Source organism: Variovorax sp. RKNM96 (genome assembly GCF_017161115.1).
In the GTDB taxonomy this organism is placed as follows: Bacteria; Pseudomonadota; Gammaproteobacteria; order Burkholderiales; family Burkholderiaceae_C; genus Variovorax.
Genome location: NZ_CP046508.1, coordinates 6,722,381 through 6,748,146, shown reverse-complemented (window position 1 = coordinate 6,748,146; position 25,766 = coordinate 6,722,381). Strand labels below are relative to the sequence as shown.

The following is a 25,766-nucleotide window of genomic DNA, read 5'->3' as shown; positions in this document are numbered from 1 at the left end:
TGTGGTGATGGCCGGCCTGACCCGACGCGAGCTTGCGGCACTGGCCCTCGCCGCCATGTCGGTCAGGGCTGCGCACGCGCAACGCGAATTCCCGGCCCGGCCGATCCGCTGGATCGTGCCGTACCCCGCAGGCGCCATCGCCGACGTCATCGCGCGCACCATCGGCACCCAGCTCGCCATCGACACGGGCCAGCCGGTGCAGATCGAGAACCGCGCTGGCGGCAATACCGCGCTCGGCGCCATCGAGGCGGCACGCGCGCCGGCCGATGGCTACACCGTGCTCTCGGCCGACAACGGCACCCTGGTGTTCAACCCCGCGCTCTACCGCAATCTCAGCTACAACCCGTCGCGCGACTTCGCGCCGGTCACGCTGCTGGGCCGCTTGCCGATGGTGCTGCTGGTCGGCCCCTCCAGCGGCGAGAAGGATGCGCGCGCCTTCATCGCGGATGCGCGGGCCTTTCCCGGCAAGGTCAGCTTCGCCTCCGCCGGCACCGGCACGCCGCAGCACCTGGCGATGGAGCTGCTCCAGCGCCAGGCCGGGCTGCGCATGGTGCACGTGCCCTACCGCGGCGCCGCGCCCGCGCTGGCCGATCTGGCGGGTGGCCAGCTGCCCGCGATGATGAGCGACCTGGCCGCGGCCAACCGCTTCATCCAGAGCGGCAAGGCGCGCGCGCTCGCGGTCGCCAACGCCACCCGCCTGCCGCAGCTGCCCGCGGTGCCCACCTTCGCGGAGCTCGGCATGCCGCGCGTCGAGGCCGCGGCGCTCCTGGGCCTGGCGGTGCCCGCAGGTACGCCGCCCGAGCTCGTGGCGCGGCTGCAGCAGGCGGTGGCCAGCGCGATCCACAACCCGGTGGTGCTGCGCAAGCTCGCCGAGTCCGGCGTCGAGCCGGTGGGCAGCACGCCGGCGCAGTTCGAGGCGCTCATCGGCGACGAAACGGCGCGTTGGCATCCGTTGATCAAGAGCCTCAACCTGTCGCTCGACTGATCAAAAAAGAGGCCATGTTTCAGCCCGCTTTACGGGCACTTTGCACGAACTTTGCGCGGGTGCGCCGCCGTTCTCACTCTGAACTAAGAGTGACTGCCTAGATTGGCGCATCGCACATGGAAGGTCGCGCGGACGGGTTGCACAAGCAAGGCCGGCTCGCACCCAGTCAATGACAACCCGCCGGTTCAATCACGTCATCTTCGCGGACGATTTCTTTCGGTCCGCCGCCAACGGTCTTCCGTACCACGCTGCGAACCGGCGATTCCTGCGCGGTTTTTTCGATTCCACGCTCGGCCGCCTGGGCTTGCCGGTGCGCGAGGTGGCGCCGCTGGAGGGTGGCGGCCGCATCGACGTGGCGCGCCTCATGGCCCGGCTCGACCTGCCCACGACGCCCGCCGGCTGGGCCCGCGCCTGCATCGCCGACCTGCTGCCGGTGCACGGCCGCGAGGGCATGCCGGCCTTCGACCCCGGATGCCTGGTGATCGGCTGGGGCCTTACGCCGGCGCTCCAGCACTGCATTGCGCGCAGCGGCGCGAGCTACCTGGACATCGAGATCGATCCGCGCCGCTTCACCGAGCATCTGCACTTCTGCGCGCGCACGAACGACCCGGTCATCGCAGCCGCGCTGCAGGCGCGCCGTGTCGATGAAGAGGTGTTCTGGAACCACGCCGCGGCGCTCAAGGGCCACTTCGCGCGGCACGGTGCGCCGGCGCTGTTCGATCCGCGGCTTCGCATCGGACTCTTCTTCGGCCAGAGCCTGGTCGACCTGTCGCTCGTGAGCGGCGGGCGCACCATGCACCCGGCGAGCGTGGTCGCGCCGCTGCGCGAACTGGCGCGCAGCGTCGACCTGTTGGTGATCAAGCCGCATCCCTACGAGCCCGCGCTGCACGACCTCGCGCCGGTCGCTCGCGCCATTCCCAATGTGGCGTGGACCGAGGAGAACACCTATGCGCTGCTGTCGGCCGCCAACGTTCACTTTGCGGCCAGCCTGTCGTCGAGCGTGCTGACCGAGGCGCGCTATTTCAGCAAGCCCGCGCACGCGCTGATCCGCGCCGATCGCAATGCGGCGGGGCAACTGCCGGTGGCGTGCTCGGCGTGGATACCGGTCGGGCCCGAACTCGGCGCGATGGATTTCATGACCGCCATCTGCGGCATCGGCGATGCAGCGCCACGCCATTTCGCCGCCTGGCCCGCCACCGCCATCGACCGCGCCTTCATGACCCGCTGGGGCTTCGATGACCAGAGCCACGGCCTGCACGACGTGGCCGAGCTGCAGTTGAGTCGCCCGTACCTGTTCCACCCCGGCAGCGCCGCGACGGGCTGGCTGAGTCACGGCTGGTCGCCGCCCGATGCCGAGGGCGCGAAGAGCGTCGGCGAGCTCGCATGCCTGGTGATCCCGCTGCCATCGCTGGCGGAAACGCTCTCGCACCAGCAGCCGCATCGCCTCGAAGTTCGCATCGATTTCCGCAGCAATTTGAAGACCACCAGCGTCCATGCGATGTTCGACGGCGTGGTGCTGCCCGGCTCCTGCACCACCGGCGCCAAGCGGCGCAGCCTGGTGTTCGAGGTGCAGCCGACGGCCGGCAGAAAGTGCCTGGTGCTGCAGCTCGTCGTGGCCGATGCGGGCCGCGGCAATGTGCGCCGCACGGTCGCGAAGCCGGGTTTCACGCTCAGGAAACTGCAGGTGTCGTTGCGCACGGCGCGGGGTGTGGTCGCGATGCCGCCGCCGCAGGTGTCGTCGGTGCAGTGGTCCGAGATGCGGCCGGTGCGCGCGCTGGCACGGGTGTTCCGCGCGCTGCGCGACTCGGCACGCGGGGTTACCGGGTAGGCGGCGCAGCGGCGAGGCCGTGGAGCAGCACCGTCCAGTGCTGCAGGCGGGCAATGGCGGCCTCGCGGCCTTTCTGCGCTGCTTGCGGGCCATGGCCGTCGTCGGTCAGCGCGAGCAGCTCGCTCGCAGCGGTCGTCACGGCGCGCGCGAAATCCCCGGTGCGGCCTTGCCACACCACGATGCGATGGTGCAGGCCCAACTGCGCGGCGCGCTGCGCATTGATCGCCTGCTCGGGCTGGTCGGTCAGGAGCAGCAGGATCGGCTTGCGGTACACCGCCGCGATCGACAGCGCCGCCATGCCGGGCGCCGAGACGATGAAGGCGCTGCGCGCGGCCATCTCGATCCAGTGCTCGTCCTGCGCGTGCCAGCCCGCGCGCTGCGCATAGCCCTCGCCGACGAGATGCGCCGGCACGCGCGCATCGGCCAGGCCGCGCTCCAGGCCATCGGCGAGCGCGGCTTCTTTGAAATGCGGATTCAGGTAGACCGCGGCCTGCGGCGCGAGGTCGTCGTGCGCTTCCGTGTCGGCGCCCATCACCGCCACCGGCGTGGCGAGCTGGTGGCCGCCGCGTCCATCGTGCTGCGGCTCGCCGTAGGCGAAGTCGTGCGCGATGCGCGCGCGGCTGCGGTCGATCTGCCACGCCACGATGCGGCCGAAGATGTTCGCCATCCACGCCGGCATGCGCCCGCTGAAATTGGTCTCGAGCGCATGCCGCAGGCTCGCGCCGTACACATGCACCACCTTGTGCCGCCAGCCCGGCATCCAGCCCATGAACAGCAGCGCGGGGTGGAAGGAGTCGTTCACCACCAGGTCCGCATCGCGGAACCACGCACGCAGCCGCAGGATGTCGCGCAGCATGCGCCCCGGGCGGAACACGTAGTGCGCCACGTTGCGGTCGGTTTCGCGGCGCAGCATGTTCTGTTCGCGGTCGAATTGCACCGCGTAGTGGCGCGAGAGTACCGGGGCCTCGATGCCGAAGCCCACGAGAAAGCGCGCGCCTTCGTCGGAGGTGGTGAGCACCTGCACGCTCGCGCCTGCCGCGCGCAGCGAATGCGCGAGCAGTTGCGCACGCATCAGGTGGCCGCGCGCGTCCGCGGTCGCGAGGTAGACGATGCGCGGCGGCATCGATCGACTCAAGCGGTCACCGGCCGCGCACTGCCGGGGCGCAGGCGCAAGGCCACGCCCGCGACGTACATGCCCAGCGCGCCGGTGATGCCGAAGCCGCGCTCGGTGTCGCGCACCTCGTGCATCAGCTGCGCGAGCCTTGCTTCTTCGTGCGGCGCCACGCAGCGCTGCAGCGTGTGGCTGCAGAGGCGAATGTGGCGGTCTTCGTCGGCGAGCACGCGCGTGAGCAACGGTTGCAGCGCATGCTGAGGGCCGATCAGCGCGCAATGGCGTTGCAGGATGCGCGAGGCCATCTGCTCGGCGGCAAGGCCGATCGCATAGGCCGGCACGAGGCCGCCGTGCGCGAAGTGCGGTGCATGGCGCCGGATGAGGCGCTGCCAGCGCGCGAGCTTGCGCCGGCTCAGCCAGTCGGGCTGCGGCGCTTCTTCGGGCGATGCGGCCGCTTGCGCAGTGCCGCCGCGCTCGACGATGGCATCGGCGAAGAGTTGCGCATGGAGTTGCTCGTCGGCCAGATGCTGGTCGAGCTGGCGCGTGAGCCACTCGGGCGCACTCGTGCGCAGCTCGCGCTGCAGTGCCTGCTCGGACGATTCTTCACCGACGAGGTAGAGGCGCAACAACATCACTTCACCGGCGCGGCTCGCATGCATCTGGCGCAACGCGGCGCGCTTGATGTGGTGCACCAGCCGCGCCTGCAGCGCCGGCCAGCCGCGCAATGTCGGTGACGCGAGGCAGTCGAATCCCGCGTTCGCCTGGGCGATGTCAGCGTCCATTGGCCTTTGCCACCGGGGGCTGCGGCTGCTGTTGCTGCTGCCAACCGAGCACGAGCCCGATGAAGCTGTCCTGAAGGAACGCGCGCGCCGATGCGTCGGCGCCGGCGAACTCGCGCTGCTGGCCGTCGTAGCGCACATAGCCCTTGCCGCCCGCCGCACCGAGCACCAGTTTCTCGTTCTTGTGGAAGCCGCGCTGCATCAACGGCTGCAGCAGCGACTGCGATTCGAGGCCATAGAGGAACAGGTCGCGCTGCACCACCTGGCGCGGAATCTGCCCGCTCAGCGCCTGGAGCTCGAGCGACCAGTTGCCTTGCCGCATCGCCTCGGAGAGCTCGCTGCCCTTGGCCGCAGGCGCGCGGAAACGCGCGCGCGCCACGGACTTGGAGGCGCGGCTCAGGCCCAGGCCGACGGTGATGTCCGCATCGGTGGCGCCGCCCGTGCGGTTGTCCTGCACCTGCACGATCTCGTTGGCGAGCCGCGCGGCGATCGATGGCTTGGAAAGCGTCTCGCTGATCTGCGCCGGCGTGAACACCACGCGCTCGGCGCTGCCCTCGATCACCACGACCTGGTACGGGTCGATCTTGATGTCGCTGAACTCGCCGCCGATGGGCGAGTGCGCATGGCTGCTCACCGACCACTCGTTGCCCGAGCGGCTCAGGAGCGCATGGAAGGTCAGCGGCACGCGCTGGCCGTTGCTGCGCGACTGGCCGGAGCCTTGCAGCAGCACATCGCCCACGATCGTCTTCTCGTCGTAGATGCGCGGGTTCGCAAAGCGGATGGTGTGCGCGGCGCCGTCGAGCGCGGCGCGCGTGTCGGCATCGTCCAGCGCGAGACGGTTGCACTCGTTGGCGGGGCCCGCGAGCGCGGAGAAGGGGCAGCCGCTGTCGGACTTGAAGTTGAAGACGCCGCGGCCGGTGAAGTCGGCGGCACCCGCCGCGGCGCATGCGCCGGCCAGCAAGAGAAGGCTGAAGATGTTTTTCTTGTTCATGTCGGGCGATGGTAGGAAAGCGCCTGGGCATCCGCGTTGGTGCGGCCCGTCGTGTGCAGGCCGATGCCGCGCGCGAAGGCGCCCAGCATGTCGATGGCCGAGAAGCCGACGATCAGCGCCACGCCCGCGAGCCAGCGCAGGCCGCGCAGGGGAGGCAGGTCCTGGTGGTTGAGCGCGCGCACGCTGAAACCCAGCCGCGTGAACAGCACGCACAGCGGCCCGATCGGACCGCTCTTCGCGAGCCACTGCCAGCGCGCCGACACGTAGCTTCGCAGCAGGTGCGGCGTGAGCGAATACGTGTCCTGCCCACGCATCCAGCGCAGCTTGAGCGCCTCGGCGCGCGTGTCGGGCAGGCGGTGCTCGGTGTGGGCCGCGGCCGCGTAGTGAATGGGCACGTTGGCCGCCTTCAGCCGCATGCCCAGCACCTGGCAGTGCGCGCGGTACACGCCATCGAGCGCCTGGTAGCTGTGCTGCTCGAACACGTCGCGGCGAAAGGCCACGTTGTTCGCGTAGAAGTTGCTCGTGGCGCCCGCGTGGTCGGCGTTGGGGAAGTACATGAAGTCGATGGTCGTGAGCGCGGTGCCGACGATGCTGTCCGCGTAGCTCGTGCGGCCGGCGACCACCGCGGGCGCATCGGCGCCGCGCGTGAAGGGCGCGAGCATCTGCAGCAGCCAGTCGTCGTCGGGCAGGCAGTCGGCATCGGCGAACACCACATGGTCGCAGCGCGCCGCATCGGTGGCCGCGAAGCCGACGTTCTTGGCGTCGTAGTAGCCGGTGGCGGCGTCGATGCGCACGAAGTCGATGGGGCGGCCTGCCAGCGCCGTGACGGCCTCGCACGATGCGGTGCTGAGCCCGTCATGCGTGATGACCATCTGGGCCAGGGCCGTGAGCGGCAGCTTCTGTTTGGCCAACAGGGCGATCAGACGCTGCAGGCTGGTGCTTGCGGCGGCTTCGGCATCCGCTCCGCCGCGCAGGTTGTTGGTCTCCAGGACCAGCGCGCAACGCGCGGCAACTTGATCGGGCATCATCGAATTTTCCTGTCCGGACATTGTTTTGAAGGCTTGCATCCTGCTTTTATCTCACAACCGCCGCTGCTGCCAGTGCCTTAAGGAAGGGGCGTGCGCATGAAGGCGACCATCTTCGGCGCCGGTTATGTGGGCCTCAGCTTCGCCGCCTGCCTGGCCGAAGCGGGGCACGAGGTGCTGTGCGCGGACGCCGACGCGGGCCGCATCGAAGGCCTGCAGCAGGGCCGGATGCCGCTGCACGAGCCGGGGCTCGAGGCGCTGGTGGCAGCGGGCCTCGCCGCCGGAACGCTGCGGTTCACGGCCGACGAGCGCGCGGCGAGCCTGCATGGCGACGTGCTCTTCATCGTGGTCAACACGCCGGCCGATGTCGAGGGCGATATCGATCTGCGGCATGTGATGGCTGTCGCGCGCAGCATTGGCCAGCACCGCGACCGCGACGGCGTGGTCGTCTGCAAGTCCACCGCGCCGGTCGGCACCGCGGAGCAGGTCGAGGCGGTGCTGCGCGCTGCGCTTTCGCAACGCGGTGCGGCACATCGCATCGCGGTGGCCGTGAACCCCGAGTTCCTGCGCGAAGGCTCGGCCGTGCGCGATTGCCGGCAGCCCGACCGTGTAGTGATTGGTGCTACCGACCCTGGGGCCATCGACCTGCTGACGCGGCTCTATGCCCCCTTCGTGCGCGACCCGGCCAGGCAACTGCTGGTGATGGACCGACGCTCCGCCGAGCTCACCAAGTACGCCGCCAACGCGATGCTCGCGACCCGCATCAGCTTCATGAACGAGATGGCGCGCGTGGCCGAGCATGCGGGCGCCGACATCGAGATGGTGCGCCGCGGCATCGGCTCGGACCGGCGCATCGGGCCTGACTTCCTGCAGGCCGGCGCGGGCTATGGCGGGTCGTGCCTGGCGAAGGACGTGCGGGCGCTTCGGCATGCGGCCGATCGCGAGGGACAGCCGCTGCGCATCCTCGCGGCCGTCGAGGCCGCGAACCATGAACAGAAGGGGCGTCTCTTCGACCTGATGACGCATCACTTCGAAGGCAACATCGCGAACAAGACCATCGCGCTCTGGGGCCTGGCCTTCAAGCCCGACACCGACGACATGCGCGATGCGCCGAGCCTCGTGTTGCTGGAGCGCTTGAGGGCGGCGGGTGCGCATGTGCAGGTGCATGACCCGGCGGCGATACCGAATGCGCGCGCCATCGTCGGTGAGCGTGGCGATGTGCGGTGGTGCGATACGCCCGAAGATGCGCTGCAGGGTGCCGATGTGCTGGCGCTCGTGACCGAATGGCCCGCGTTCCGTCGACCCGATTTCGCTCGCATCGCGAGCACATTGAAGACACCCGCGATCTTCGACGGCCGCAACATCTACGACGCTGCTGAAGTCGAAGCCGCCGGCATCGCGTACTACGGCATCGGGCGCGGGCGGTCAGTGTTGCGCTGAATCGTCGTCAGCGGGCAGGAACGCGCTGCCTGGTGTCAGTGGCGCATGACGGTAGCTCGCCGGCGTGCGGCTCAGCTTCACCGGCGCGCCGATGCCGCGGTAGCCGCCGGGCATCTCGACCACCATCTCGCGGTGCAGCGTGTGCGGATGCTGCAGTGCATCGGCCACCGGCAGCACCGGCGCGGCGGGCACGCCGGCGGCCATCAATTGATCGACCAGTGTGCGTCCGTCGAAAGCCGCCATCGCCGCTTCGAGCCGCTGCTTGAGCCCGTTGCGATGCACCGAGCGCGCACCGGCCGTGCGGTAGAGCGGGTCGTCCGCCAGCTCGGGCAAGCCGATGCAGCGGCACAGGCTCGCGAACTGCCGGTCGTTGCCCACCGCGACGAACACCGGGTCGGTGCCCGTGGCCAGCGCGTCGTACGGATAGATGTTGGGATGCGCATTGCCCGTGCGGCGCGGCGCGGTGCCGTCCATGAACCAGTTGGCCGCATGCGGATGCAGCAGCGAGAGGCCGCTGTCGTACAGCGCTGCTTCCACGAACTGCCCATGGCCGCTGCGGTTGCGCTCCTGCAGCGCGAGCAGCACGCCGATCACCGCGTTGAGCCCCGTCACCATGTCGACCACCGGCAGGCCCACGCGCAGCGGGCCGCCGTCGGCCTCGCCGTTGATGCTCATGATGCCGGTCATCGCCTGCACCGCCGCGTCGTAGCCGGGCAGCGCACCGAGCGGACCATCGGCGCCGAAGCCCGACACGCGGCACCACACGAGGCGCGGAAAGCGCTGGGACAGCGTCTCGTAGCCGATGCCCCAGCGCTCCATCGTGCCGGTCTTGAAGTTCTCGATCAGCACGTCGGCCTCGGCCACCAGCGCGAGCAGCGCCTCGCGGCCTTCCTCGGTCGAGAAGTCCAGGTGCTGCACGCGCTTGTTGCGGTTCAGGCCGTGGTAGTACGAGGCCACGCCCTCCTTGAACGGCGGGCCCCAGGTGCGCGTGTCGTCGCCCTGCGGTGGCTCGACCTTGAGCACGTCGGCGCCATGGTCGCCGAGGATCTGGCCGCAGTACGGGCCGCCGAGGATGCGCGAGATGTCGAGGACGCGGATGCCCGCGAGGGCGCCTTGGGGTGCAGTCATGTTCGTGTGTTCCGTGCGTTCGTGATCGATCGATCAGTCCAGCTGCGCGCCGGACTTCTTCACGACGTCCTTCCACTTGGCCGATTCGCTCACGATGAACTGGCCGAGCTTCTGCGGCGAGGTATCGGCCGAGGCTTCGAGCCCTTGCGCCGCGAACATCTGCTTGACCTTGGGTGAGTTCAGCACTTCGGCGAACGCATGGTTGAGCTTGGTCACGCGGTCCGCGGGCGTGCCGGCCGGCGCGACGATGCCGAAGAACACGCTCACGTCGTAGCCCTTGTAGCCCTGCTCCGAGATCGTCGGCACCTCGGGCAGCGCCTGCGAGCGCGCGAGCGTCGCCACGCCGAGTGCGCGCAGCTTGCCGGCCTTGACGTAGGGCAGCGCGGTGAGGATGTCGGTGAAGGTCATGCTGACCTGGTTGCCCAAGAGGTCGTTGAGCGCCGGGCCCGTGCCCTTGTAGGGGATGTGCTGCAGGTCGGTGCCGGCCACCGAGTTGAACAGCACGCCCGCCAGGTGCGACGACGCGCCGTTGCCCGACGACGCATAGCTGAGCTTGCCGGGGTTGGCCTTGGCATAGGCGACGAGCTCGGGCACGGTCTTCACCGGCAGCGCGGGGTTCACCACCAGGATGTTCGGCAGGTAGCCGACCTGGATCACGGGCGCATAGCTCTTGACCGGGTCGTAGTTGATCTTGCGGTAGAGGCTCGCGTTGATGGCGAGCGGCCCCGAGGTGCCGAACAGCAGCGTGTGGCCGTCGGCTTCCGCGCGCGCCACGTATTCCGCGCCGATGTTGCCGCCCGCGCCCGCGCGGTTCTCCACGATCATGGGCTGGCCGAGGCGATCTTTCATCTCGGCGGCGAGCGTGCGGGCCATCGCGTCGGTGGGGCCACCGGGTGGGAAGGGCACGACCAGCGTCAAGGGCTTGGAAGGGAAGGGGCCCTGGGCTTGCGCAGCGGGTGCTGCGCTCAGCAATGCGGCGCAAGCAGTGACTGCGGCGAAGAGATGGGTGAGGTGTCTCAAGAGGATGTCTCCGTTTTTCTATGAATCAGGCAGTGATTTCCGCGGCGCGCGTCGCGGTGGCGTTCCAGTCCGAGGGCATCGCATCGGGCGCAAGTGGGTCGCGCGGCAGCACGCGGTGCAGCAGCACCAGTTGCGCCCAGCGCAGGCGCGCGGCAGAGCCGCTGCGGCTGGCCTCCCAGGCCATCGCGATGCTGCTCGTGCAGTGGTAGAGCGCCGATGCGGCCTGGCGCGCGAGCACGTCGCCGCCTTCGCGCGCGGCGGTCTCGGCCAACGCTGCGGCGCGTGCCAGCGCATCGCGCAGGGCCTTGGCGAAAGCGGGCGCAAGCGCCGCGTCGTCGAGCAGTTTTTCGAAGTGCGCGCGCAGCACGGGCAGCGAGCCTTCGCGCTTCACGGCGCGGATCACGTCGAGCGCCACGATGTTGCTGGTGCCTTCCCAGATCGAGCCCAGGTGCGCGTCGCGCACCAGGCGCGGGTCGCTCCATTCCTCGATGTAGCCGCAGCCGCCGCGCACTTCCATCGCGTCGCCCGTCACCTTGCGCGCATCGCGGCAAGCGCGGAACTTGATGAGCGGCGTGAGGATGCGCAGCAGCGCGTAGGCATCGGGCTCGCCGGCGTCGGAGCGGGCCAGCGCCAGGGCAGTCTGGCAGACCATCGTGCGCGCCTGCTCGGACGGCAGGCGCAGCTTGTCGAGCTGGCGCTGCATCAGCGGCATCTGGTCGAGCGTGCGGCCGAAGGCGCGGCGTTCGGCGGCGATGTACTCGGCCTCGGCCACCGCGCGGCGCATCAGGCCGGCGGCGCGCACGCCGTTCGACAGGCGCGAGTTGTTCACCATGTCTGCCATCTGCACGAAGCCGCGGCCTTCCTCGCCGACCAGGTACGCCACCGCGCCTTCGAGCCGGATCTCGCCGCTGGCCATCGAGCGCGTGCCCAGCTTGTCCTTCAGGCGAATGATCCGGTAGTGGTTGAGGCTGCCGTCCGCCAGCCGGCGCGGCAGCAGGAACAGCGACACGCCCTTCATGCCCGCCACGCCGTCTTCGGCGCGCGCCAGCACCATCGCAAATTCGGCATCGGGGTTGGAGCAGAACCACTTGTCGCCGGTGAGGCGCCAGCTGCCATCGGCCTCGCGATGCGCCATCGTCGCGGTGGCGGCGATGTCGGAGCCCGCGGCCTGTTCGGTCATGAACATCGCGCCCTGCGCGAGTTCGTCGAAGTCGAGCGAGGTCAGGCGCGGCAGGAAGCGCGCGACCAGTTCGGGGTCACCGAATTTCTTCAGCGTGCGCGTGAGGGAATCGGTCATCGAGACCGGGCAGCACAGGCCGAACTCGGCCTGCACGAAGAGGTAGGTCAGCACGTACTTGACCAGCGGCGGCATCTTGCCCTTCCAGCCGAGCGTCTCGTCGCGGTGCGAGATCGCGGCCAGGCCGAATTCGCTGAGCGCGAGACGCTCCATCTCCACGTAGGCCGGGTGCTTGACAACCTTCTGCTCGTCCAGGCCGGTGCGGGTGCGCTGCTTCAGCGTGGGCGGGTTGCGGTCGGCGGTGCCGGCCAGCTCGTCGAGCAGGCCGCCCGCGAGGCCGCCCAGGCGCTCGAAGTGCGGCTGCATGTGGGCGCGCAGGTCCTCGGGCAGGTAGAGCGCGAGCAGGGCGTGCAGCTCGGTGTCGACGGTGAACAGGTTCTGGCCGTGACGGTCGGGAATCGGATGGGCGTGCGCGGCTGGCGGCGCGGCGTGAGCGGCGTTCTCGGACATTGCGTTGTGTCTCCTGGTTCGCCGCATTGTTGAAGCTGCGACGATCCGTGTCTAATATCGAATTGGTCTTGTTCGATTCGATTTGCCTATTCATGGAACTGCGTCACCTGCGCTATTTCTCCGTGCTGGCCGAAGAGCTGCACTTCGGGCGCGCGGCGCGGCGCCTGTCGATCTCGCAGCCGCCGCTGTCGGTCGCGATCCGGCAGCTCGAGGAATCGGTGGGCGCGCGGCTGTTCGAGCGCAACAGCAAGGAGGTGCGGCTCACGCACGCGGGCGAGGCGTTGCGCATTTCGGCGCGGCGATTGCTGCAGCAAGCGGAAGAGGCGGCGACTGAAGCGCGCGATGTGGCGAGCGGTTCGGCGGGCCGGCTGCGCATCGGCTTTGTCGGTGCGATGCTCTATCGCGGATTGCCGCCAGCACTGCGCGCATTCCAGGCGAAGCACCCGGCGGTGCGCATCACGCTGAACGAACTCAACTCGGGCGTGCAGATCGCGGAACTGCTGCACGACCGGCTCGACCTCGGCTTCGTTCATACGAGCCGCATGCCACCCGAGCTGCATCACCGCTTGCTGCTGTCCGAGCCCTTCGTGTGTTGTCTGCCCGCAGGGCACCCGCTCGCGCGCAAGAAGGTGCTGGCCCCGGCCGACCTGCGCGACCAACCCTTCGTGCTGTTCTCGCGCGAGGCCTCACCCGACTATCACGAGCGCATCCTGTCGATCTGCGCCGATGCGGGCTTCCTGCCCGAGGTGCGGCATGAGGTGCGCCATTGGCTCGCCGTCGTGTCCTTGGTGTCGCAAGGTATGGGCGTGGCGCTGGTGCCGCAGGCGATGCGAAATTCGGCCCTCCGTGGCGCGGTGTTCCGGCCGCTCGATCGGCCGGTGGCGCAGTCAGAAGCCTATGGCGTGTGGCGCGCAGGGCCGCCCAATGTGCTCATCGAGCGGCTGCTGCAGGGTGTCGCTGAAACCGCGGCTCAGGCGTAGAGAGGTTCTTCGGCCATCTGCTCGCACTGGTCTTCCAGCACGAGGATCTGCCCCTTCCAGTAGTCGCTCGAGCCGAACCACGGGAAGTTGATCGGGAAGATCGGGTCTTCCCAGCGGCGCGCGAGCCACGCGCTGTAGTGGATGAGCCGCAGCGTGCGCAGCGGCTCGATCAGCGCCAGTTCGCGGCGATCGAATTCACGGAACTGCTCGTAGCCGTCGAGCAGGCCCGACAGCTGCGAGGTGCGCTGCGCGCGGTCGCCCGACAGCAGCATCCACAGGTCTTGAACCGCAAAGCCGGTGCGCGCGTCATCCAGGTCGACGAAGTGCGGGCCGCCGCCGGGGCGGTCGGTGGGCGTCCACAGGATGTTGCCGGGGTGCACGTCGCCGTGCAGGCGCAGCTTCCGGGGCTTGAAGTCGGAGGCCGGCGGCTGCAGCGCGAGGGCGGTTGCGCGGACCATGTCCAGCGCCTCGTTGCAGAGCTTTTCCCAGTCGCGCTGCATGTCAAGCGGGATCTTGTCGTTCTCCAGCAGCCAGTCGCGCGAGTCGAGGCCGAAGGTCTGCAGGTCGAGCGCGGGACGAGCCTCGAAGGGCTTGGCGCTGCCCACGGTGTGGATGCGCGCCAGGAACCGGCCGACCCATTCGAGCACCTCGAAGTTGTCGAGTTCGGGCGCGCGGCCGCCGCGGTAGGGGCTCACGCTGAACGCGAAGCCCGCGTGGTGGTGCAGGGTCTTGCCGTCGAACACCAGTGGCGGCACCGCGGGCACTTCGGCCGCGGCCAGTTCGAGCGAGAAGCCGTGCTCTTCGAGGATCTCGGCTTCGGTCCAGCGCTCGGGGCGGTAGAACTTGACCACCACGGCGCTGCGGTCTTCCAGGAACACCTGGTAGACCCGGTTTTCATAGGAGTTCAGGCCGGTGAGCCGGCCGTCGCCGTGCAGGCCGAGCGTCGCGAGCGCGTCGAGCACCACGTCGGGCGTGAGGCTCTCGTAGGGATGGGTATTGGCGGGCGCTGCGGGGGAAGGGGTCATGCAGCGATTGTCGCTACCCCCGCAGCGGCCGCGTCACAGCCCGCCGGGTTGTTTGTAAAGCGAAAGGATATGGCCCGTGCGCGGATCGCCCTTGCCGGCCAGCACCTGCGCATAGGCGGCCTGCACGGCCTCGCCGCCGCGGTGCTGTTCGGCGTGCAGCCAGGGGTTGCTCGCGTTGGTCACCGTGGCGAGGAAATTGCGCCAGGCGGCCACCATGCGCCGGCCGAATTCCTCCGCGCCCCATTCGGCGGTGCGCTTCTTGATCTGCGCGGGCGCGAAGAACAGCGTGGCGCGTGGGCCCGACAGGCTCTTGCCCGCGCCCTTGAATGCGAGCTGCTCCACATGCGTGCCACCGATCGAGCAGCTGTACTTGAGGTTCGCGAAGCGATCGTGGATGGCGTTGCGCAGCCCGCCGTTGCCGGCGAAGTCGATGTACACCGTCGGTGTGTCGGCCGCGATGCTGTCGAGCGCGTCGTAGGTCACCACGCGGTGGTAGCAGCCCAGGCTTTCGCAGAAGGCCACGTTGCCAGGCGAGGTCAGGCCGATCACCTCGATGCCTTTGCGCTGGTGCAGTTGAAAGGCGGTGCCGTAGGCCGTCTTGCTCGATGCGCTCGACAGCAGCATGGTCGTGGCGCCGAAGAAGTCGTTGTCGGCCATGAAGTCGTCGATCAGCCACGAGGTGATGAACAGCGGGCGCAGCAGCGCCTGCAGGTCTTCGGTGTCGGTGGTGTAGAGCGGGTCGGCGTTGCAGCGGAAGTACTGGTTGTAGACCGCGGGCAACTCGGCGCGGTGCGCTGCCGCATCGGTGAAGCGCCCGGGAGAGAGCCGGTCGGGGCTCAGCACCGCGCTCGTTGCCATCGGCCAGTAGCCGTAGAGCCGTTCACCCACTGCCACGCCCGGGTGCAGCGACTGCACCATGCTCGCGAAACCCCACACGGGGATGCTGCCCCAGCCCTCTTCCTCGGAGGGAAAGAACTGCCAGTAGCTCATTGCATCGCCGAAGGCGGCGTAGGTGATGTTGTTCGAGGTGAGCGCAAAGCTGTCGATGCGCACGCGCACCTGGCCGTCGGCCAATGGCTGGTCGGTGGCAGTGTGCAGGCGCGTGGTGGGAAGGCTGTCCTTGCGGATCAGGAAACTGGTGGTGCTCATGGGGTCGATCTCCACGGTGCGTTGAAGGGCGTGCGGCCACGTTAGCCAAGCTTGATGAAAGGCGCTATCGCGTTGTCCCTTTCCGCGTCACCCGTGAGACAACGACGGCCATGAAAAAAGCGCCCCGGCTTGTGGCCGGGGCGCCTTGTTACTTCGCTGATGGCGAAATCAGACGATCACAAGTTCAACGTCGATGTTGCCGCGCGTTGCGTTCGAGTACGGGCAGACCTGGTGAGCGGTGTCGACCAGCTTCTGCTTCTGTTCGGCATCGAGGCCGGGCAGGGTGATCGCGAGTTGCACCGAGATGCCATAGGCAGCACCGCCATTCGTCGGGCCGAGGGAAACCTTCGAGTCGATGGCGACGTCGTCGGGCACCTTCACGCTGATCTTCGGGCCGACGGCCTTCATCGCACCGATGAAGCAGGCGGCATAGCCGACCGCGAACAGCTGCTCGGGGTTGGTGCCGGGCTTGCCCGAACCGGGCGAGCTGAGCTTGACGTCGATCGCGCCGTCGCTGGACTTGCCTGCGCCGTCACGGCCGCCGACGGTGTGGGCTTCTGCGGTGTAGAGCACTTTGTCGAGCTTGGTGGTCATGGTGATTCCTTTGATGATGGAGGGAGGGGTGGGTGAAAAAGCTTCTCTCGTTGTTCGATCGAAGCGGGGAGAAAAACGTTGTCCGTCAGGCCGCCTTCTTGATGCGGTCGCGCAGGGTCTGGATCTGCTGGGTGAGCGCGATGAGTTCGGGCACAGAGCATTCGGTGGCCGCCATGAGGCAGCCGGGAACGCTGGCGGCGCGGGCCTTCAACTTGCGGCCGGCGGCGGTGAGCGTGATGTGCACGCGGCGTTCGTCGGCCACGTCGCGCACCCGGGCCACATAGCCGTTGGCTTCGAGCCGCTTGAGCAGCGGGGTGAGCGTGCCGGAATCGAGCGAGAGGCGTTCGCCGAGCTCGGAGACCATGGGGCCGTCCTGCTCCCAGAGGGCGAGCATGACGAGGTATTGGGGATAGGTGAGCTGCAGCTTTTCCAGCACCGGCTTGTAGAGCCGGGTCATCGCCAGCGAGGCGGAATACACGGCGAAACAGAGCTGGTTGTCCAGCTTGAGCATTTCGTCGGCGGAGACGGTGGTGGAGCGCATGGCCTGAATTCTATCGAGCAATTGAATTGTGTGCAATGTAATTTGAAAGCATCCGTTTCGGGATACCTTCAGCCGCGAGTCTTCAGAAGGTGTGAATGAATTCGGCGTGCCCGAGCAGCCCGCCCAGGCGTGCCCAATCAAGGCGCAAAGCGCAGCCATAGCTCGGGCTATGGCGAGCATTTGCAACGCCGAGCGGGTGTGTCTGGGTGGGATGAGCGGGCATGGCGGATTCGTTCACGCCTTCTCAGGCCTTGAACCGCTTGCGCGTCAGCGCCAGCGCGATCCAGAACGCCACGACCGCATACACCGCCAGCACGCCCGCATGCAGCCACCAGTCGGCCGGCCACTGGTCCATGAAGAGCGGCCGCACCAGCGCCACCGCATTGGTCAGCGGCAGCCATGCGGCCACCGCCTTCACCGTCGAGGGCAGTTGCTCCAGCGGAAAGAACACGCCGCTCAGGAACATCATCGGTGTCATGAACAGCGTGAAGTAGTAGGTGAAGAAGTCGTAGCCCTTGGCGAGCGCGTTGAAGATCAGCGCGATCGACGAGAAGGTGACGCCCGCGCCGATCAGCACCAGCCATGCGATGAACAACTTCGGGCTGTGGCTGATGCCCAGCCCGAGCATCACGAACAGGATCGCCGTGACGGTGAAGATCGACTTGAACGCGGCCCACAGCATCTCGGCCATCACGATGTCGTCCAGGCCCACGGGCGCATTCATGATGCCGTCCCAGGTCTTCTGCACATGCATGCGCGAGAACGCCGAGTACAGCGCCTCGAAGCTCGCCGCATTCATCGCGCTCATGCAGATCGAACCGCTCGCGAGAAACAGGATGTAGGGCACCTTCACGCCGTCCACCGCCACCTGTCCCACCAGCGCGCCCATGCCGTAGCCGAAGGCCACGAGCCAGATCAGCGGCTCGGCGATGTTGCCGATGAGGCTCGGGATCGCGAGCTTGCGCCACACCAGCAGGTTGCGAAGGAACACGGGCCACCAGCGCAGCGAGATCTCGGGTGCGCGCCACACGGAGGGCGGGGGCGGCGCGGTGTTCGTCGTTGTCGTTGCAGTCGTCGTGTTCATGGTCTAGCCGTCCTCGCGGATCTGCCGCCCGGTGAGCTTCAGGAAAAGGTCTTCGAGATTCGCAGGGCGATGGAAGGTGCGCAGGCCCGCATGCTGCGTCAGCGCATCGAGCAGCCGCCGTGCGTCCTGCGTGTAGAAGAACACCGTCTCCCCGCTCACTTCGACGCGCGCCGCCATCGCCTTGAGTTCGGGCGATTCGGCCAGCGACAGCGCACCGTTGCCGTACACCTCGACCACGTCGGGCTCCAGGTGCTCGGCGATCAGGTCGCGCGGCTTGCCTTCGGCGATCTTGCGGCCGTGGTCGAGCACCAGCAGGCGCGAGCAGAGGCGCTCGGCCTCGTCCATGAAGTGCGTGGTCAACAGGATCGACTTGCCCTGCTGCAATAAAACCTGCAGCCGTTCCCACATCAGGTGGCGCGCCTGCGGATCGAGCCCGGTGGTCGGCTCGTCGAGCAGCAGCAGCTTCGGGTCGTTCACCAGCGCGCGCGCCAACGAGAGCCGACGGCGCATGCCGCCCGAGAGTTCCCCCGGCTTCGCATCCGCCTTGTGCGAGAGCGCGGCGAACTCCAGCAACTGCGGCACGCGCGCGCGCACCTGCGCCTTGCTGAAGCCGAAGTAGCGGCCGTACACCACGAGGTTCTCGGCGCAGCTGAAGTCGGGGTCGAGCGTGTCGAACTGCGTGACCACGCCCAGCTGCGCCTTGATGGCCAGCGCATCGCGCGGCATCTGTAGGCCCAGCGCCGAGATCTCGCCGCCGTCCGGCGCGGTGAGGCCCAGGCACATGCGGATGGTGGTGGTCTTGCCCGCGCCGTTGGGGCCGATCACGCCGAGGCATTCGCCGGGCGCGATCTCGAACGACAGGTCGTCCACGACCGTGGTGTCGCCGTAGCGCTTGCGCAGGTGGCTGGCGTGGAAGAGGGGAGGGGTGGAGGAAGAAGAAAGCACGCAGTCATTCTGACGCAGACCCTGGCAGACGCCGCCATCGCTTCAACCGATGGACAAGCGGCGCCAAACGATGGACAGGCGGTGGGTGATCCACGCAACACCCGGCACAATCGACGCCCAGTCGAATACCGCGAGAGAAGAGCCGAAGATGCTGCGTTTTCTGTTTGCGCTGTCAGTCGTTTTACTGCTTGGTGCATGCGCCCCATTCCACCGGCCGCTCGCGGCGGCGGACCGCACGAAGGTGCAGGAGGTCGACCTTCGCGTGGTCGTCGCGCAGGAGAGCTTCATGTTCTCCGCGCAGGCGCCCGGTGTGAGCGCCGCCACCGGTGGTGGCCTCATCGGCGCGCTGATCGATTCGTCGGTGCAGCAGTCGCGGCAGAAGGAAATGAGCGCGGAAGTGGGCGCCATCGTCGGCCCGCTGCTCGACTACGACTACCGCGTCGAGGCCGGCCTCGCCATCGGCGAGATGCTGAACACGCCCAGCGCGTTCCCGATGAAGATCGCCTCGTCGCAGGTGCTTGCGGGCATGCCGGCGAAAGCCGAGCAGGCCGCCCGCATCGCCGCCACGAAGACCGGCCCCGCCTACGTGGTGCTGTTGCTGCAGTACGAGCTCGAGCCCGGGCTGGGCGCCTTCACCACGCGCACCACGGCGCTGCTCTGGCAAGCTGGCAATAGCGAACCCTCGTACCGCTCCGCCACGATCTACCAGTCGCCGGTGAGCGGCGGAACGCGCGCCACCGTCGTCCGCCGGCTGGCTGCCAACGACGGGCAGCAGCTCAAGGCCGTGATGCGCGATTCGATCAAGCAGACGCTGCATGTGGTGGGACTGGACTTGGCCGGTGCGCGTTCCGGCGCGGTCCGCACCGTGCGGTTCAACGTCAACGGCACCTGGCTGACGCTGGGCGGGCAGGGCTTCGACGAGCAGCCCGGCCGCGTCGCATTTCGCGACCAGGACAACGCGATGTATTCGGTCCGGACGGCGGCACCATGAAGCAACCCTCGCAACTTCGCACCGGCCTGGCAGCGGCTACCTTGCTCGCCCTCTGCGCCATGCCCGGCTTTGCGTGGGCGGTCACCGAGAGCGAACCGCTCGACATGGTCTACCAGCAGGCGCCCGAGCAGGAGCAGCGCCCCAATGGCCCGCCCGTTGAAACCCTTCGCGCGCCGCAGGGCTGCAAGCTCTACCTGCCGGCGATCGAAGACGCCCGCAACAACCAAGTGTACGCCGGCAACCTCACGTTGATGATGCCGACGTTGCATGCCACGCCGAGAACGGTGGAGTCGCTGCGCAGCGGCGATGCGGGCATGTGGACGCGCGATGCGTTGCTGTCGACCAGGCGCTATGGGTTCCAGCCCATCGTCGGCGCGTCCGCGGCCGCCACCGGCGCCCGGCAGGTCTCGGCTGTGGTCGCGTTGCGCCTCGCCCATGCGTGGTCCGCGGGGCTCAACCTCGTCTCGCACGTGGTGCTGAAGGTGAACTATCGGCTGCCCGGTGGCGAGATGGCCACGCGCCTCTATAACGGCATGGGCACGCGCACCAACTGGGCCAGCGGCAACGGCGAGTTCATGTCGGTGCTGAACCTCGGCATGGAAGAGGCGGTGCGCAGCATGGCGACCGATGCCGCGGCGCTGTGCGAGGGCAAGCCCCTGCCCGCACCCGCGCCATAGCGGCTACATCCAGCGGCTACATCCGCAAGCCGCTGAACTCCGTCTTCATCCAGTCGATGAAAGCCCGCGTGCGGGCCGGCAGCAGCCGCGCAGTCGGATAGATCACGCTCACCGGCCGCGGCGGCGGCTCGAAGTCCTCGAGCACGATCTGCAGGCGCCCCTGCGCCACGTAGGGCAGCACCTGGTACGAGAAGAAGGTGCCGAAGCCCATGCCCGCCGCGCAGGCCTCGACGGCGGGCGCGAGGTGGTTGAACTCCAGGCGGTTGCTCGGCGTCACGCTGATCGTCTTGCCGCCTTCGTGGAATTGCCATTGCGGCGGCGCGTCGATGCGGCCGCGCACGCAGGGTGCGCCGTTCAGGTCGCGCGGATGCTGCGGCGTGCCGTGGCGCGCGAGGTAGTCGGGGCTCACCGCCACCACGCGCCGGATGGTGCCGAGCGTCTGCGCGACGAGCGACGAGTCTTCCAGCGGGCTGATGCGGATGCCGACGTCGATGTTCTCCTCCAGCAGGTTCACCGCGCGGTCGTACAGCAGCACGCTGCAGCGCACCTTGTCGTAGCGCTTCATGAATCGCGTGATGGCCGGCGCCACGTACATGTGGCCGAACAGCACCGGGGCGGTGATGGTGAGCTGGCCCGCCGGCTCGCGCGCTTCGGCATTGAGCGCGCGGTCGGCGGCATCGGCCGCGAGCAGCACCTCGCGCGCTCTCGGCAGGTAGTGGCGGCCTTCCTCGGTGAGCGACAGGCGGCGCGTGGTGCGGTGGAACAGGCGCACGCCCAGGTGCGCCTCGAGCGCGGCGAGCGAACGCACCACCGCGGGCAGCGAGCTGCCCAGCGATTCGGCTGCGCGGGTCATGCTGCCTTGCTCGGCAATCTGAACGAAGGTCTGCATGGCTTTGAAGCGGTCCATGCCGCAATTAAACCGGAAAACGCAGCAGTCAAATACAGAAATTGCTATTCATTCATTGGATGCAAGAGAGAAGAATCGGCATCACGCCACCTAGACCCTCGTTTCGCCATTCCAAAGGACCTCCCATGAACGCCATCGCCACCCGCCCCGCGCAACCCATCAAGCTCTACGGCAGCGCCATCTCGGGCCATGTGCACCGCGTGCGGCTGTTTCTCTCGATGCTCGGCCTGCCCTTCGAGGTGATCGAACTCGACCTGAAGCAGCGCGCCAACCGCACGCCCGAGTTCCTGGCACGCAATCCCTTCGGCCAGGTGCCGGTGATCGAGGACGGCGACGTGACGCTGGCCGATTCCAACGCGATCCTGGTCTATCTCAACGCACGCTATTCGGCCGACCCGTCGCGCTGGATGCCGCAGGACGCGGTGGGTGCGGCGCGCGTGCAGCGGTGGTTCTCGGTGGCGGCCGGTCCGTTGGCCTATGGCCCAGCCGCTGCGCGCGTGATGGCGCTGTTCGGGCTGGCCGTGGACCCGACCGAGACGGTGACGCGTTCGCACGCACTGCTCGCGGTGATGGAGATCCACCTGGAACGACAGCCTTTCCTCGCGGGCCCCGAAGCCACGCTCGCCGACATCTCGAATTACGCCTACGTGGCGCATGCGCCAGAAGGCCGCGTGGCGCTCGACGGCTACCCGCGCGTGCGCGAATGGCTGGCCCGCGTAGAGGCATTGCCCGGTTTCGTGCCGATGGTGCGCACGCCGGTCGGACTCGCGGCGGCCGCATGATCGCCGCGCCCTTTCATGCCGGGGAGCGCGCGCTGCAACTGCAGGCCGGCTCGCGCGAGCAGATGGAGGTGGCGGGGCCGCGCGTGATCCGCGACTACATGCCCGACCAGCACCGGGCGTTCTTCGCGCAACTGCCGTTCGTCGTGGTCGGCAGCCTCGATGCGAACCTGCAGCCCTGGGCCAGCGTGCTCGCGGCGCCCGCGGGCTTTGCGCATTCGCCCGATGCGACGCACCTGCGCATCGATGCGCTGCCCGCGGCCGGCGATCCGCTCGCGGGCCAGCTCGCACAGGGCGCACCGCTCGGCTTGCTGGGCATCGAGCCGCACACGCGGCGGCGCAATCGCATGAACGCCACGGTCGAATCGCTCGATGCCACGGGCTTCATGCTTGAGGTGCAGCAGAGCTTCGGCAATTGCCCGCGGTACATCCAGGCGCGCGAGCCGGTGTTCGTGCCGACGCGCACGGACAGCGCATCCGCGCAGTGGCTCGACACGCTCGACCTCGAAGCGCAGCGGCTCATCGGCAGCGCGGACACGCTGTTCATCGCCACGGCCTACCCCGACGAAGTGGCGGCGGGCGACGAAGCCGATGCCAGGTCGCACGGCGTCGACGTGTCGCACCGCGGCGGCCGGCCCGGCTTCGTGCGTGTCGACGAAGGCGGCGTGCTGACGGTGCCCGACTTCAACGGCAACCGCTTCTTCAACACGCTCGGCAACCTGCTGGCGCACCCGCGCGCAGGGCTGCTGTTCATCGACTACGACAACGGTGATCTGCTGCATGTGGCGGCGACCGCGGAGATCGTGCTGGATGGGCCCGAGCTGGCCGAATTCGAAGGCGCGGAACGGTTGTTGCGCCTGCATGTCGAGCACGCGTTGCGCCGGCCCGCCGCGCTGCCGCTGCGTTGGGGCGATGCGCAACTGTCACCGCACCTGGCAGGCACGGGGCACTGGGCGACCGCGCGCGGCTGAACCCGTCAGTGAAAGACGGGAATGCGCGCGTTGGCCGAGGGACGGTAGTGCCAGCCGCGCGCTTGCAGGGCGTCGAGGTCGGGCTGGTGGCGCAGCAACGCATCGAGCCCGGCGGCCGCCAGCGTGCAGGCCAGCGCTTGGCCCGGGCAGGCGTGCATGCCGTGGCCGAAGCCGAGCATGCGGCGCCGTTCGCGGATCAGCTTGAAGCGGTCAGGGTCGGGGTTGAAAGCCGGGTCGCGGTTGGCGGCAGCCAGCACCAGCAGCACCGCATCGCCCGCTGCCAGCGAGGTGCCCGCGATGGTGACGGGCTCGATCGCGAAGCGGCGCGTGTTGTGGACCGAGGGATCGTGCCGCGCCGTCTCTTCCACCACCGCCTGCAATCCGTCGCGCGTGCGTGCGGCCTGGCGCAATGAAGGCTCGCGCGTCAGTGCGATGAGGCTGTTGCCCAGCAGGCCCGCCGTTGCGTCGCAGGTTTGCGAGAGCAAGCCGACGATGTTTGCGAGCAGGGAGCGCGAGAGCGGCGCGCCGGCATCGCTCTCGGCCAGCACGGCCGCGAGCAGTGTTCCGTTGCGAGGTGGCGCGCTCGCGGTCAGCACCTCGAAACGTGTCATCAGTTCGCCCGCAGCAACGCTCGCCGCCTGCAACTGGTCCGTCGTCGACAGCGGCGACAGGCACGCCACGAAGTCGCGCATCCAGCGATCCACCTGCGGCAGTGCTTCATCCGCAAAACCGAGCAGGTGCGCGACTGCCTGCACGGGCATGGAGAACAGCGCGTCCGACAAGGGCTCCACCGGCACACTGCACGCAACCTGCAAGGTCGCCTCGTGCACGGCATTCAGATCCAGCCCGGCCAGCGCGCGCTGCAGCGCGGGTCGATGCGCCTGGTGCGCAGCGCCATCGTTCATGCGCACCAGGTGCCCGAACACCTCGCCGGCCGGACTGCCCACGATGGCGCGCGGCACCGGTTCGGCGGCAGGCCGCACACGCAGCGCGCCGTGCGCGAGCAGGACCGATTCGATGACATCCGCACGGCTCGCGACCCACACGCGCAGCTTCTCGTTCCACACGAGCGGCGGACCCGCGCGCAGCTCGGCGTAGAAGGGATAAGGATCGGCATGCGTGACGGCCGCGACCGGGTCGACGGGCATGCAGTCGGCGAAGGAAGTGGGGCTTGTGTTCATGCCGCGCAGTGTGCAATCGGCGATGCCGCCACACTTCGCCCGCGAACGAAGTGTCGATTGCGGCAGCGTCTTACGATCGGCGCATGGACACGACTTCATCCTCCAGCGCCGATCTCCAACTGGCCCGTCTCGCGGGCGCCATCGCCGAGCCGGCGCGCGCCCGCATGCTCAACTGCCTGATGGACGGCCACGCGCGCACCGCGACCGAACTCGCCACGGTCGCCGAGGTGGCCGCCTCCACCGCGAGCGCGCACCTCGCGCGCCTGAAGGAAGAGCGCCTGGTCGAAGTGCTCGTGCAGGGCAAGCACCGCTACTTTCGTTTGGCCGACGACAACGTCGCAGCCGCGCTCGAAAGCCTGATGGTGGTGGCGGGCGCTCCGCGTACGGTCGAGTTCAAGCCGAACACCCCGAGCCGCCTGCGCGCCGCGCGCACCTGCTACGACCACATGGCTGGCACGGCTGGCGTCGCGCTGCACGACCGGCTGCATGCGCAGGGCTGGCTCAGTGGTTTGCAGAGCGGTTCGTACGAACTCACGTCCGAGGGCGCGATCGCGTTGGAAAGCCTGGGCGTCGAAGTCGATGCGGTGCGCCGCTCGCGCCGGCGCTTTGCCTGCGCGTGCCTGGACTGGAGCGAGCGTCGTCCGCATCTGGGCGGCGCGTTGGGGGCCGCGTGGTTGCAGCTGTCGCTGCGCCGCGGCTGGGTGCGGCAGGAACTCGACGGGCGCGAACTCGCGCTCACGCCCAAGGCGCAGCGCGAGATGCCGGAGCTGTTCGCCTGAAGGCGCTCGCTCAGGCCTTCAGCTTGAGCAGATAGATCATCGGCCCGGCCATCGCCAGGTCGAGCTCGAGGAAGCTCTCGAAGTCCTTGCCGGCCATCCAGTAAGCATCCCAGTTGTTGCGCTTGATGGTCTTCTGCCAGATGTCGGCACCCGTCGCGCGGCGCACGGCTTCGAGCAGCACGGCGCGGCGCTCGGCGGGCACCTTCTTGCCGGTGAGCACGCCGCGCCAGTTGGCGAGGTCGGCGTCCACGCCCTGTTCGCGCACCGACGGAATGCCCAGGAACGGGCGCTTGGACGACACGCCGATCGCGCGCAGCTTTCCGCCGGCCAGCGCCTCGCTGAATTCGCTGTAGCCCGAGATGCCGGCCACGGCCTTGCCGGTTTCCAGCGCTTCCACCACCTGCGCGCCGCCGGGGTACGGCTGGTAGACCAGGCCCGCCGTGTTGCCGGCCACGCGCGCCAGCATGCCGGCGTACATGTGGTCGACGCCGCCGGCAGAGCCGCCGGCGATGACGGTCTTGGCCACGTCGGCGCGCAACGCGGCGATCAGGTCCTTGGGGGTCTTGATGGGCGAATCGGCCTTCACCGCCACCACTTCGTAGTCGCTGGTGAGCCGCGCCACCGGGGCGACCTGCGCCATGGTGACCGCGGGCTTCTGCAGCGCCACCGCGCCGACCATCACCATGCCGCTCATCAGCAGGGTGTCGGGATCGGCATCGTATTTCTCGACGTATTTCGCAAGGCCGATGGTGCCGCCCTTGCCGCCGATGTTCTCGTAGACCACGTCGCCCGCCGCGCCCGAGGCCAGCAGCGCCGCGCCGAGCGCGCGGCCGGTCTGGTCCCAGCCGCCGCCTTCGTTGGCGGGAATGACGATGCGCAACTTGGCCACCAGCTGCGGCTCGGCCGCGCCGGCCGACCGGGGCCACAGCAGTGCCGCCTGGCCGGCGCCGGCAGCGGCGACGCCGCCCGCCACCCAGGCGCTGAAATCGCGGCGAGAAAGGGCAGAAGGTGACGATTTAGCCATTTTGTTTCCGGTTGTTCTCAAAAGTAACCGGATGATGTCCGCGAAATGTGCAAACCACCTGCACAAACGCCTAGGTAAAAACCCT

25 protein-coding genes are annotated in these 25,766 nt (G+C 68.6%); 9 read left to right on the top strand and 16 right to left on the bottom strand.

Translation table 11 applies throughout. The features are described from left to right. The first annotated feature begins 7 nt into the window (after positions 1 to 7). Together GNX71_RS31505 and GNX71_RS31500 are read left to right on the top strand one after the other, a co-directional pair. A complete protein-coding gene (locus GNX71_RS31505) occupies positions 8 to 985 on the top strand; it encodes a tripartite tricarboxylate transporter substrate binding protein (RefSeq protein ID WP_206176034.1) in 978 nt (325 codons plus the stop codon). Positions 986 to 1,154: 169 nt separating this feature from the next. Beyond that, the gene (locus tag GNX71_RS31500; protein ID WP_206176033.1) at positions 1,155 to 2,813 is read left to right on the top strand and encodes a hypothetical protein; all 1,659 of its coding nucleotides are present in this window, start codon (positions 1,155 to 1,157) and stop codon (positions 2,811 to 2,813) included. Here the strand turns inward: GNX71_RS31500 and GNX71_RS31495 are convergent. Genes GNX71_RS31495 through GNX71_RS31480 form a run of 4 tightly spaced genes read right to left on the bottom strand, consistent with a single transcriptional unit; the run spans position 2,803 to position 6,722 of the window. Further along, positions 2,803 to 3,936 carry a hypothetical protein gene (locus GNX71_RS31495; RefSeq protein WP_206176032.1) on the bottom strand — a complete coding sequence of 378 codons (1,134 nt, stop codon included), beginning with the start codon at positions 3,934 to 3,936 and terminating at the stop codon, positions 2,803 to 2,805. The genes GNX71_RS31500 and GNX71_RS31495 overlap by 11 nt on opposite strands. Positions 3,937 to 3,944: 8 nt before the next feature. Further along, entirely contained in the window at positions 3,945 to 4,706 is a 762-nt protein-coding gene (locus GNX71_RS31490; RefSeq protein ID WP_206176031.1) for a hypothetical protein, read from the bottom strand. Then, positions 4,696 to 5,694: a hypothetical protein gene (locus tag GNX71_RS31485; RefSeq protein ID WP_206176030.1), complete on the bottom strand. Its 999-nt coding sequence runs from the start codon at positions 5,692 to 5,694 to the stop codon at positions 4,696 to 4,698. Before GNX71_RS31485 ends, GNX71_RS31490 begins: the two co-directional genes overlap by 11 nt. Beyond that, complete coding sequence (locus GNX71_RS31480) at positions 5,691 to 6,722, bottom strand: glycosyltransferase family 2 protein (protein WP_206176029.1); 1,032 nt, start codon at positions 6,720 to 6,722, stop codon at positions 5,691 to 5,693. The genes GNX71_RS31485 and GNX71_RS31480 overlap by 4 nt, the downstream gene beginning before the upstream one ends. Before the next feature lie 96 nt (positions 6,723 to 6,818). On the opposite strand from GNX71_RS31480, the gene GNX71_RS31475 reads away from it, so the two are divergent. Continuing rightward, positions 6,819 to 8,159 (top strand): UDP-glucose/GDP-mannose dehydrogenase family protein, encoded by a 1,341-nt coding sequence (locus tag GNX71_RS31475; protein WP_206176028.1) that lies wholly within the window; start codon positions 6,819 to 6,821, stop codon positions 8,157 to 8,159. Here the strand turns inward: GNX71_RS31475 and GNX71_RS31470 are convergent. The 3 genes from GNX71_RS31470 to GNX71_RS31460 are packed head-to-tail and all read right to left on the bottom strand — an operon-like array spanning position 8,145 to position 12,054. Next, a complete protein-coding gene (locus tag GNX71_RS31470) occupies positions 8,145 to 9,287 on the bottom strand; it encodes a CoA transferase (RefSeq protein ID WP_206176027.1) in 1,143 nt (380 codons plus the stop codon). The genes GNX71_RS31475 and GNX71_RS31470 overlap by 15 nt on opposite strands. Before the next feature lie 33 nt (positions 9,288 to 9,320). Then, positions 9,321 to 10,307 (bottom strand): tripartite tricarboxylate transporter substrate binding protein, encoded by a 987-nt coding sequence (locus tag GNX71_RS31465; protein ID WP_206176026.1) that lies wholly within the window; start codon positions 10,305 to 10,307, stop codon positions 9,321 to 9,323. A 25-nt stretch (positions 10,308 to 10,332) separates the two neighbouring features. Next, on the bottom strand, positions 10,333 to 12,054 hold the full coding sequence (locus tag GNX71_RS31460; RefSeq protein ID WP_206176025.1) for an acyl-CoA dehydrogenase family protein: 1,722 nt from the start codon (positions 12,052 to 12,054) through the stop codon (positions 10,333 to 10,335). A gap of 92 nt (positions 12,055 to 12,146) precedes the next feature. Between GNX71_RS31460 and GNX71_RS31455 the strand changes: the two genes are divergently transcribed. Further along, entirely contained in the window at positions 12,147 to 13,034 is an 888-nt protein-coding gene (locus GNX71_RS31455) for a LysR family transcriptional regulator (RefSeq protein ID WP_206179792.1), read from the top strand. On the opposite strand, the gene GNX71_RS31450 is transcribed toward GNX71_RS31455, so the two are convergent. The 6 genes from GNX71_RS31450 to GNX71_RS31425 form a co-directional block, all read right to left on the bottom strand. Continuing rightward, positions 13,025 to 14,059: a serine/threonine protein kinase gene (locus GNX71_RS31450; protein WP_206176024.1), complete on the bottom strand. Its 1,035-nt coding sequence runs from the start codon at positions 14,057 to 14,059 to the stop codon at positions 13,025 to 13,027. The genes GNX71_RS31455 and GNX71_RS31450 overlap by 10 nt on opposite strands. Positions 14,060 to 14,092: 33 nt before the next feature. Next, entirely contained in the window at positions 14,093 to 15,208 is a 1,116-nt protein-coding gene (locus GNX71_RS31445; RefSeq protein WP_206176023.1) for a DUF2855 family protein, read from the bottom strand. A gap of 168 nt (positions 15,209 to 15,376) precedes the next feature. Further along, positions 15,377 to 15,802 carry an organic hydroperoxide resistance protein gene (locus GNX71_RS31440; RefSeq protein ID WP_042581374.1) on the bottom strand — a complete coding sequence of 142 codons (426 nt, stop codon included), beginning with the start codon at positions 15,800 to 15,802 and terminating at the stop codon, positions 15,377 to 15,379. Positions 15,803 to 15,887: 85 nt separating this feature from the next. Further along, positions 15,888 to 16,343: a MarR family transcriptional regulator gene (locus GNX71_RS31435; RefSeq protein WP_206176022.1), complete on the bottom strand. Its 456-nt coding sequence runs from the start codon at positions 16,341 to 16,343 to the stop codon at positions 15,888 to 15,890. A gap of 244 nt (positions 16,344 to 16,587) precedes the next feature. Continuing rightward, a complete protein-coding gene (locus GNX71_RS31430) occupies positions 16,588 to 17,427 on the bottom strand; it encodes an ABC transporter permease (protein ID WP_206176021.1) in 840 nt (279 codons plus the stop codon). Between the two features lie 3 nt (positions 17,428 to 17,430). Continuing rightward, positions 17,431 to 18,372: an ATP-binding cassette domain-containing protein gene (locus GNX71_RS31425; protein WP_206176020.1), complete on the bottom strand. Its 942-nt coding sequence runs from the start codon at positions 18,370 to 18,372 to the stop codon at positions 17,431 to 17,433. Positions 18,373 to 18,520: 148 nt separating this feature from the next. Between GNX71_RS31425 and GNX71_RS31420 the strand changes: the two genes are divergently transcribed. Next, positions 18,521 to 19,363 (top strand): hypothetical protein, encoded by an 843-nt coding sequence (locus GNX71_RS31420; protein ID WP_206176019.1) that lies wholly within the window; start codon positions 18,521 to 18,523, stop codon positions 19,361 to 19,363. Beyond that, positions 19,360 to 20,040 carry a hypothetical protein gene (locus tag GNX71_RS31415; protein WP_206176018.1) on the top strand — a complete coding sequence of 227 codons (681 nt, stop codon included), beginning with the start codon at positions 19,360 to 19,362 and terminating at the stop codon, positions 20,038 to 20,040. Before GNX71_RS31420 ends, GNX71_RS31415 begins: the two co-directional genes overlap by 4 nt. Before the next feature lie 16 nt (positions 20,041 to 20,056). Here GNX71_RS31415 and GNX71_RS31410 read toward each other — a convergent pair whose 3' ends face one another. Further along, positions 20,057 to 20,947: a LysR family transcriptional regulator gene (locus GNX71_RS31410; RefSeq protein ID WP_206176017.1), complete on the bottom strand. Its 891-nt coding sequence runs from the start codon at positions 20,945 to 20,947 to the stop codon at positions 20,057 to 20,059. Between the two features lie 125 nt (positions 20,948 to 21,072). Between GNX71_RS31410 and GNX71_RS31405 the strand changes: the two genes are divergently transcribed. Continuing rightward, entirely contained in the window at positions 21,073 to 21,729 is a 657-nt protein-coding gene (locus tag GNX71_RS31405; protein ID WP_206176016.1) for a glutathione S-transferase, read from the top strand. Continuing rightward, positions 21,726 to 22,697 (top strand): pyridoxamine 5'-phosphate oxidase family protein, encoded by a 972-nt coding sequence (locus tag GNX71_RS31400; RefSeq protein ID WP_206176015.1) that lies wholly within the window; start codon positions 21,726 to 21,728, stop codon positions 22,695 to 22,697. Before GNX71_RS31405 ends, GNX71_RS31400 begins: the two co-directional genes overlap by 4 nt. 5 nt (positions 22,698 to 22,702) lie before the next feature. Here GNX71_RS31400 and GNX71_RS31395 read toward each other — a convergent pair whose 3' ends face one another. Beyond that, entirely contained in the window at positions 22,703 to 23,878 is a 1,176-nt protein-coding gene (locus GNX71_RS31395) for a cytochrome P450 (protein WP_241027098.1), read from the bottom strand. A gap of 83 nt (positions 23,879 to 23,961) precedes the next feature. Between GNX71_RS31395 and GNX71_RS31390 the strand changes: the two genes are divergently transcribed. Further along, on the top strand, positions 23,962 to 24,657 hold the full coding sequence (locus GNX71_RS31390; protein ID WP_206176014.1) for a helix-turn-helix transcriptional regulator: 696 nt from the start codon (positions 23,962 to 23,964) through the stop codon (positions 24,655 to 24,657). A gap of 10 nt (positions 24,658 to 24,667) precedes the next feature. Here the strand turns inward: GNX71_RS31390 and GNX71_RS31385 are convergent, their stop codons facing one another. Further along, positions 24,668 to 25,681 (bottom strand): tripartite tricarboxylate transporter substrate-binding protein, encoded by a 1,014-nt coding sequence (locus GNX71_RS31385; RefSeq protein WP_206176013.1) that lies wholly within the window; start codon positions 25,679 to 25,681, stop codon positions 24,668 to 24,670. Between the last annotated feature and the right edge of the window lie 85 nt (positions 25,682 to 25,766).

What these genes read in the sequence shown, in the direction of transcription:
- GNX71_RS31405 (WP_206176016.1), top strand. Translation starts at nt 21,073, where the DNA reads ATGAACGCCATCGCCACCCGCCCCGCGCAACCCATCAAGCTCTACGGC.
- GNX71_RS31385 (WP_206176013.1), bottom strand. Translation starts at nt 25,681, where the DNA reads ATGGCTAAATCGTCACCTTCTGCCCTTTCTCGCCGCGATTTCAGCGCC.
- GNX71_RS31415 (WP_206176018.1), top strand. Translation starts at nt 19,360, where the DNA reads ATGAAGCAACCCTCGCAACTTCGCACCGGCCTGGCAGCGGCTACCTTG.
- GNX71_RS31490 (WP_206176031.1), bottom strand. Translation starts at nt 4,706, where the DNA reads ATGGACGCTGACATCGCCCAGGCGAACGCGGGATTCGACTGCCTCGCG.
- GNX71_RS31410 (WP_206176017.1), bottom strand. Translation starts at nt 20,947, where the DNA reads ATGGACCGCTTCAAAGCCATGCAGACCTTCGTTCAGATTGCCGAGCAA.
- GNX71_RS31480 (WP_206176029.1), bottom strand. Translation starts at nt 6,722, where the DNA reads ATGATGCCCGATCAAGTTGCCGCGCGTTGCGCGCTGGTCCTGGAGACC.
- GNX71_RS31420 (WP_206176019.1), top strand. Translation starts at nt 18,521, where the DNA reads ATGCTGCGTTTTCTGTTTGCGCTGTCAGTCGTTTTACTGCTTGGTGCA.
- GNX71_RS31495 (WP_206176032.1), bottom strand. Translation starts at nt 3,936, where the DNA reads ATGCCGCCGCGCATCGTCTACCTCGCGACCGCGGACGCGCGCGGCCAC.
- GNX71_RS31500 (WP_206176033.1), top strand. Translation starts at nt 1,155, where the DNA reads ATGACAACCCGCCGGTTCAATCACGTCATCTTCGCGGACGATTTCTTT.
- GNX71_RS31450 (WP_206176024.1), bottom strand. Translation starts at nt 14,059, where the DNA reads ATGACCCCTTCCCCCGCAGCGCCCGCCAATACCCATCCCTACGAGAGC.
- GNX71_RS31505 (WP_206176034.1), top strand. Translation starts at nt 8, where the DNA reads ATGGCCGGCCTGACCCGACGCGAGCTTGCGGCACTGGCCCTCGCCGCC.
- GNX71_RS31470 (WP_206176027.1), bottom strand. Translation starts at nt 9,287, where the DNA reads ATGACTGCACCCCAAGGCGCCCTCGCGGGCATCCGCGTCCTCGACATC.
- GNX71_RS31390 (WP_206176014.1), top strand. Translation starts at nt 23,962, where the DNA reads ATGGACACGACTTCATCCTCCAGCGCCGATCTCCAACTGGCCCGTCTC.
- GNX71_RS31485 (WP_206176030.1), bottom strand. Translation starts at nt 5,694, where the DNA reads ATGAACAAGAAAAACATCTTCAGCCTTCTCTTGCTGGCCGGCGCATGC.
- GNX71_RS31400 (WP_206176015.1), top strand. Translation starts at nt 21,726, where the DNA reads ATGATCGCCGCGCCCTTTCATGCCGGGGAGCGCGCGCTGCAACTGCAG.
- GNX71_RS31395 (WP_241027098.1), bottom strand. Translation starts at nt 23,878, where the DNA reads ATGAACACAAGCCCCACTTCCTTCGCCGACTGCATGCCCGTCGACCCG.
- GNX71_RS31475 (WP_206176028.1), top strand. Translation starts at nt 6,819, where the DNA reads ATGAAGGCGACCATCTTCGGCGCCGGTTATGTGGGCCTCAGCTTCGCC.
- GNX71_RS31445 (WP_206176023.1), bottom strand. Translation starts at nt 15,208, where the DNA reads ATGAGCACCACCAGTTTCCTGATCCGCAAGGACAGCCTTCCCACCACG.
- GNX71_RS31440 (WP_042581374.1), bottom strand. Translation starts at nt 15,802, where the DNA reads ATGACCACCAAGCTCGACAAAGTGCTCTACACCGCAGAAGCCCACACC.
- GNX71_RS31455 (WP_206179792.1), top strand. Translation starts at nt 12,147, where the DNA reads ATGGAACTGCGTCACCTGCGCTATTTCTCCGTGCTGGCCGAAGAGCTG.
- GNX71_RS31430 (WP_206176021.1), bottom strand. Translation starts at nt 17,427, where the DNA reads ATGAACACGACGACTGCAACGACAACGACGAACACCGCGCCGCCCCCG.
- GNX71_RS31460 (WP_206176025.1), bottom strand. Translation starts at nt 12,054, where the DNA reads ATGTCCGAGAACGCCGCTCACGCCGCGCCGCCAGCCGCGCACGCCCAT.
- GNX71_RS31435 (WP_206176022.1), bottom strand. Translation starts at nt 16,343, where the DNA reads ATGCGCTCCACCACCGTCTCCGCCGACGAAATGCTCAAGCTGGACAAC.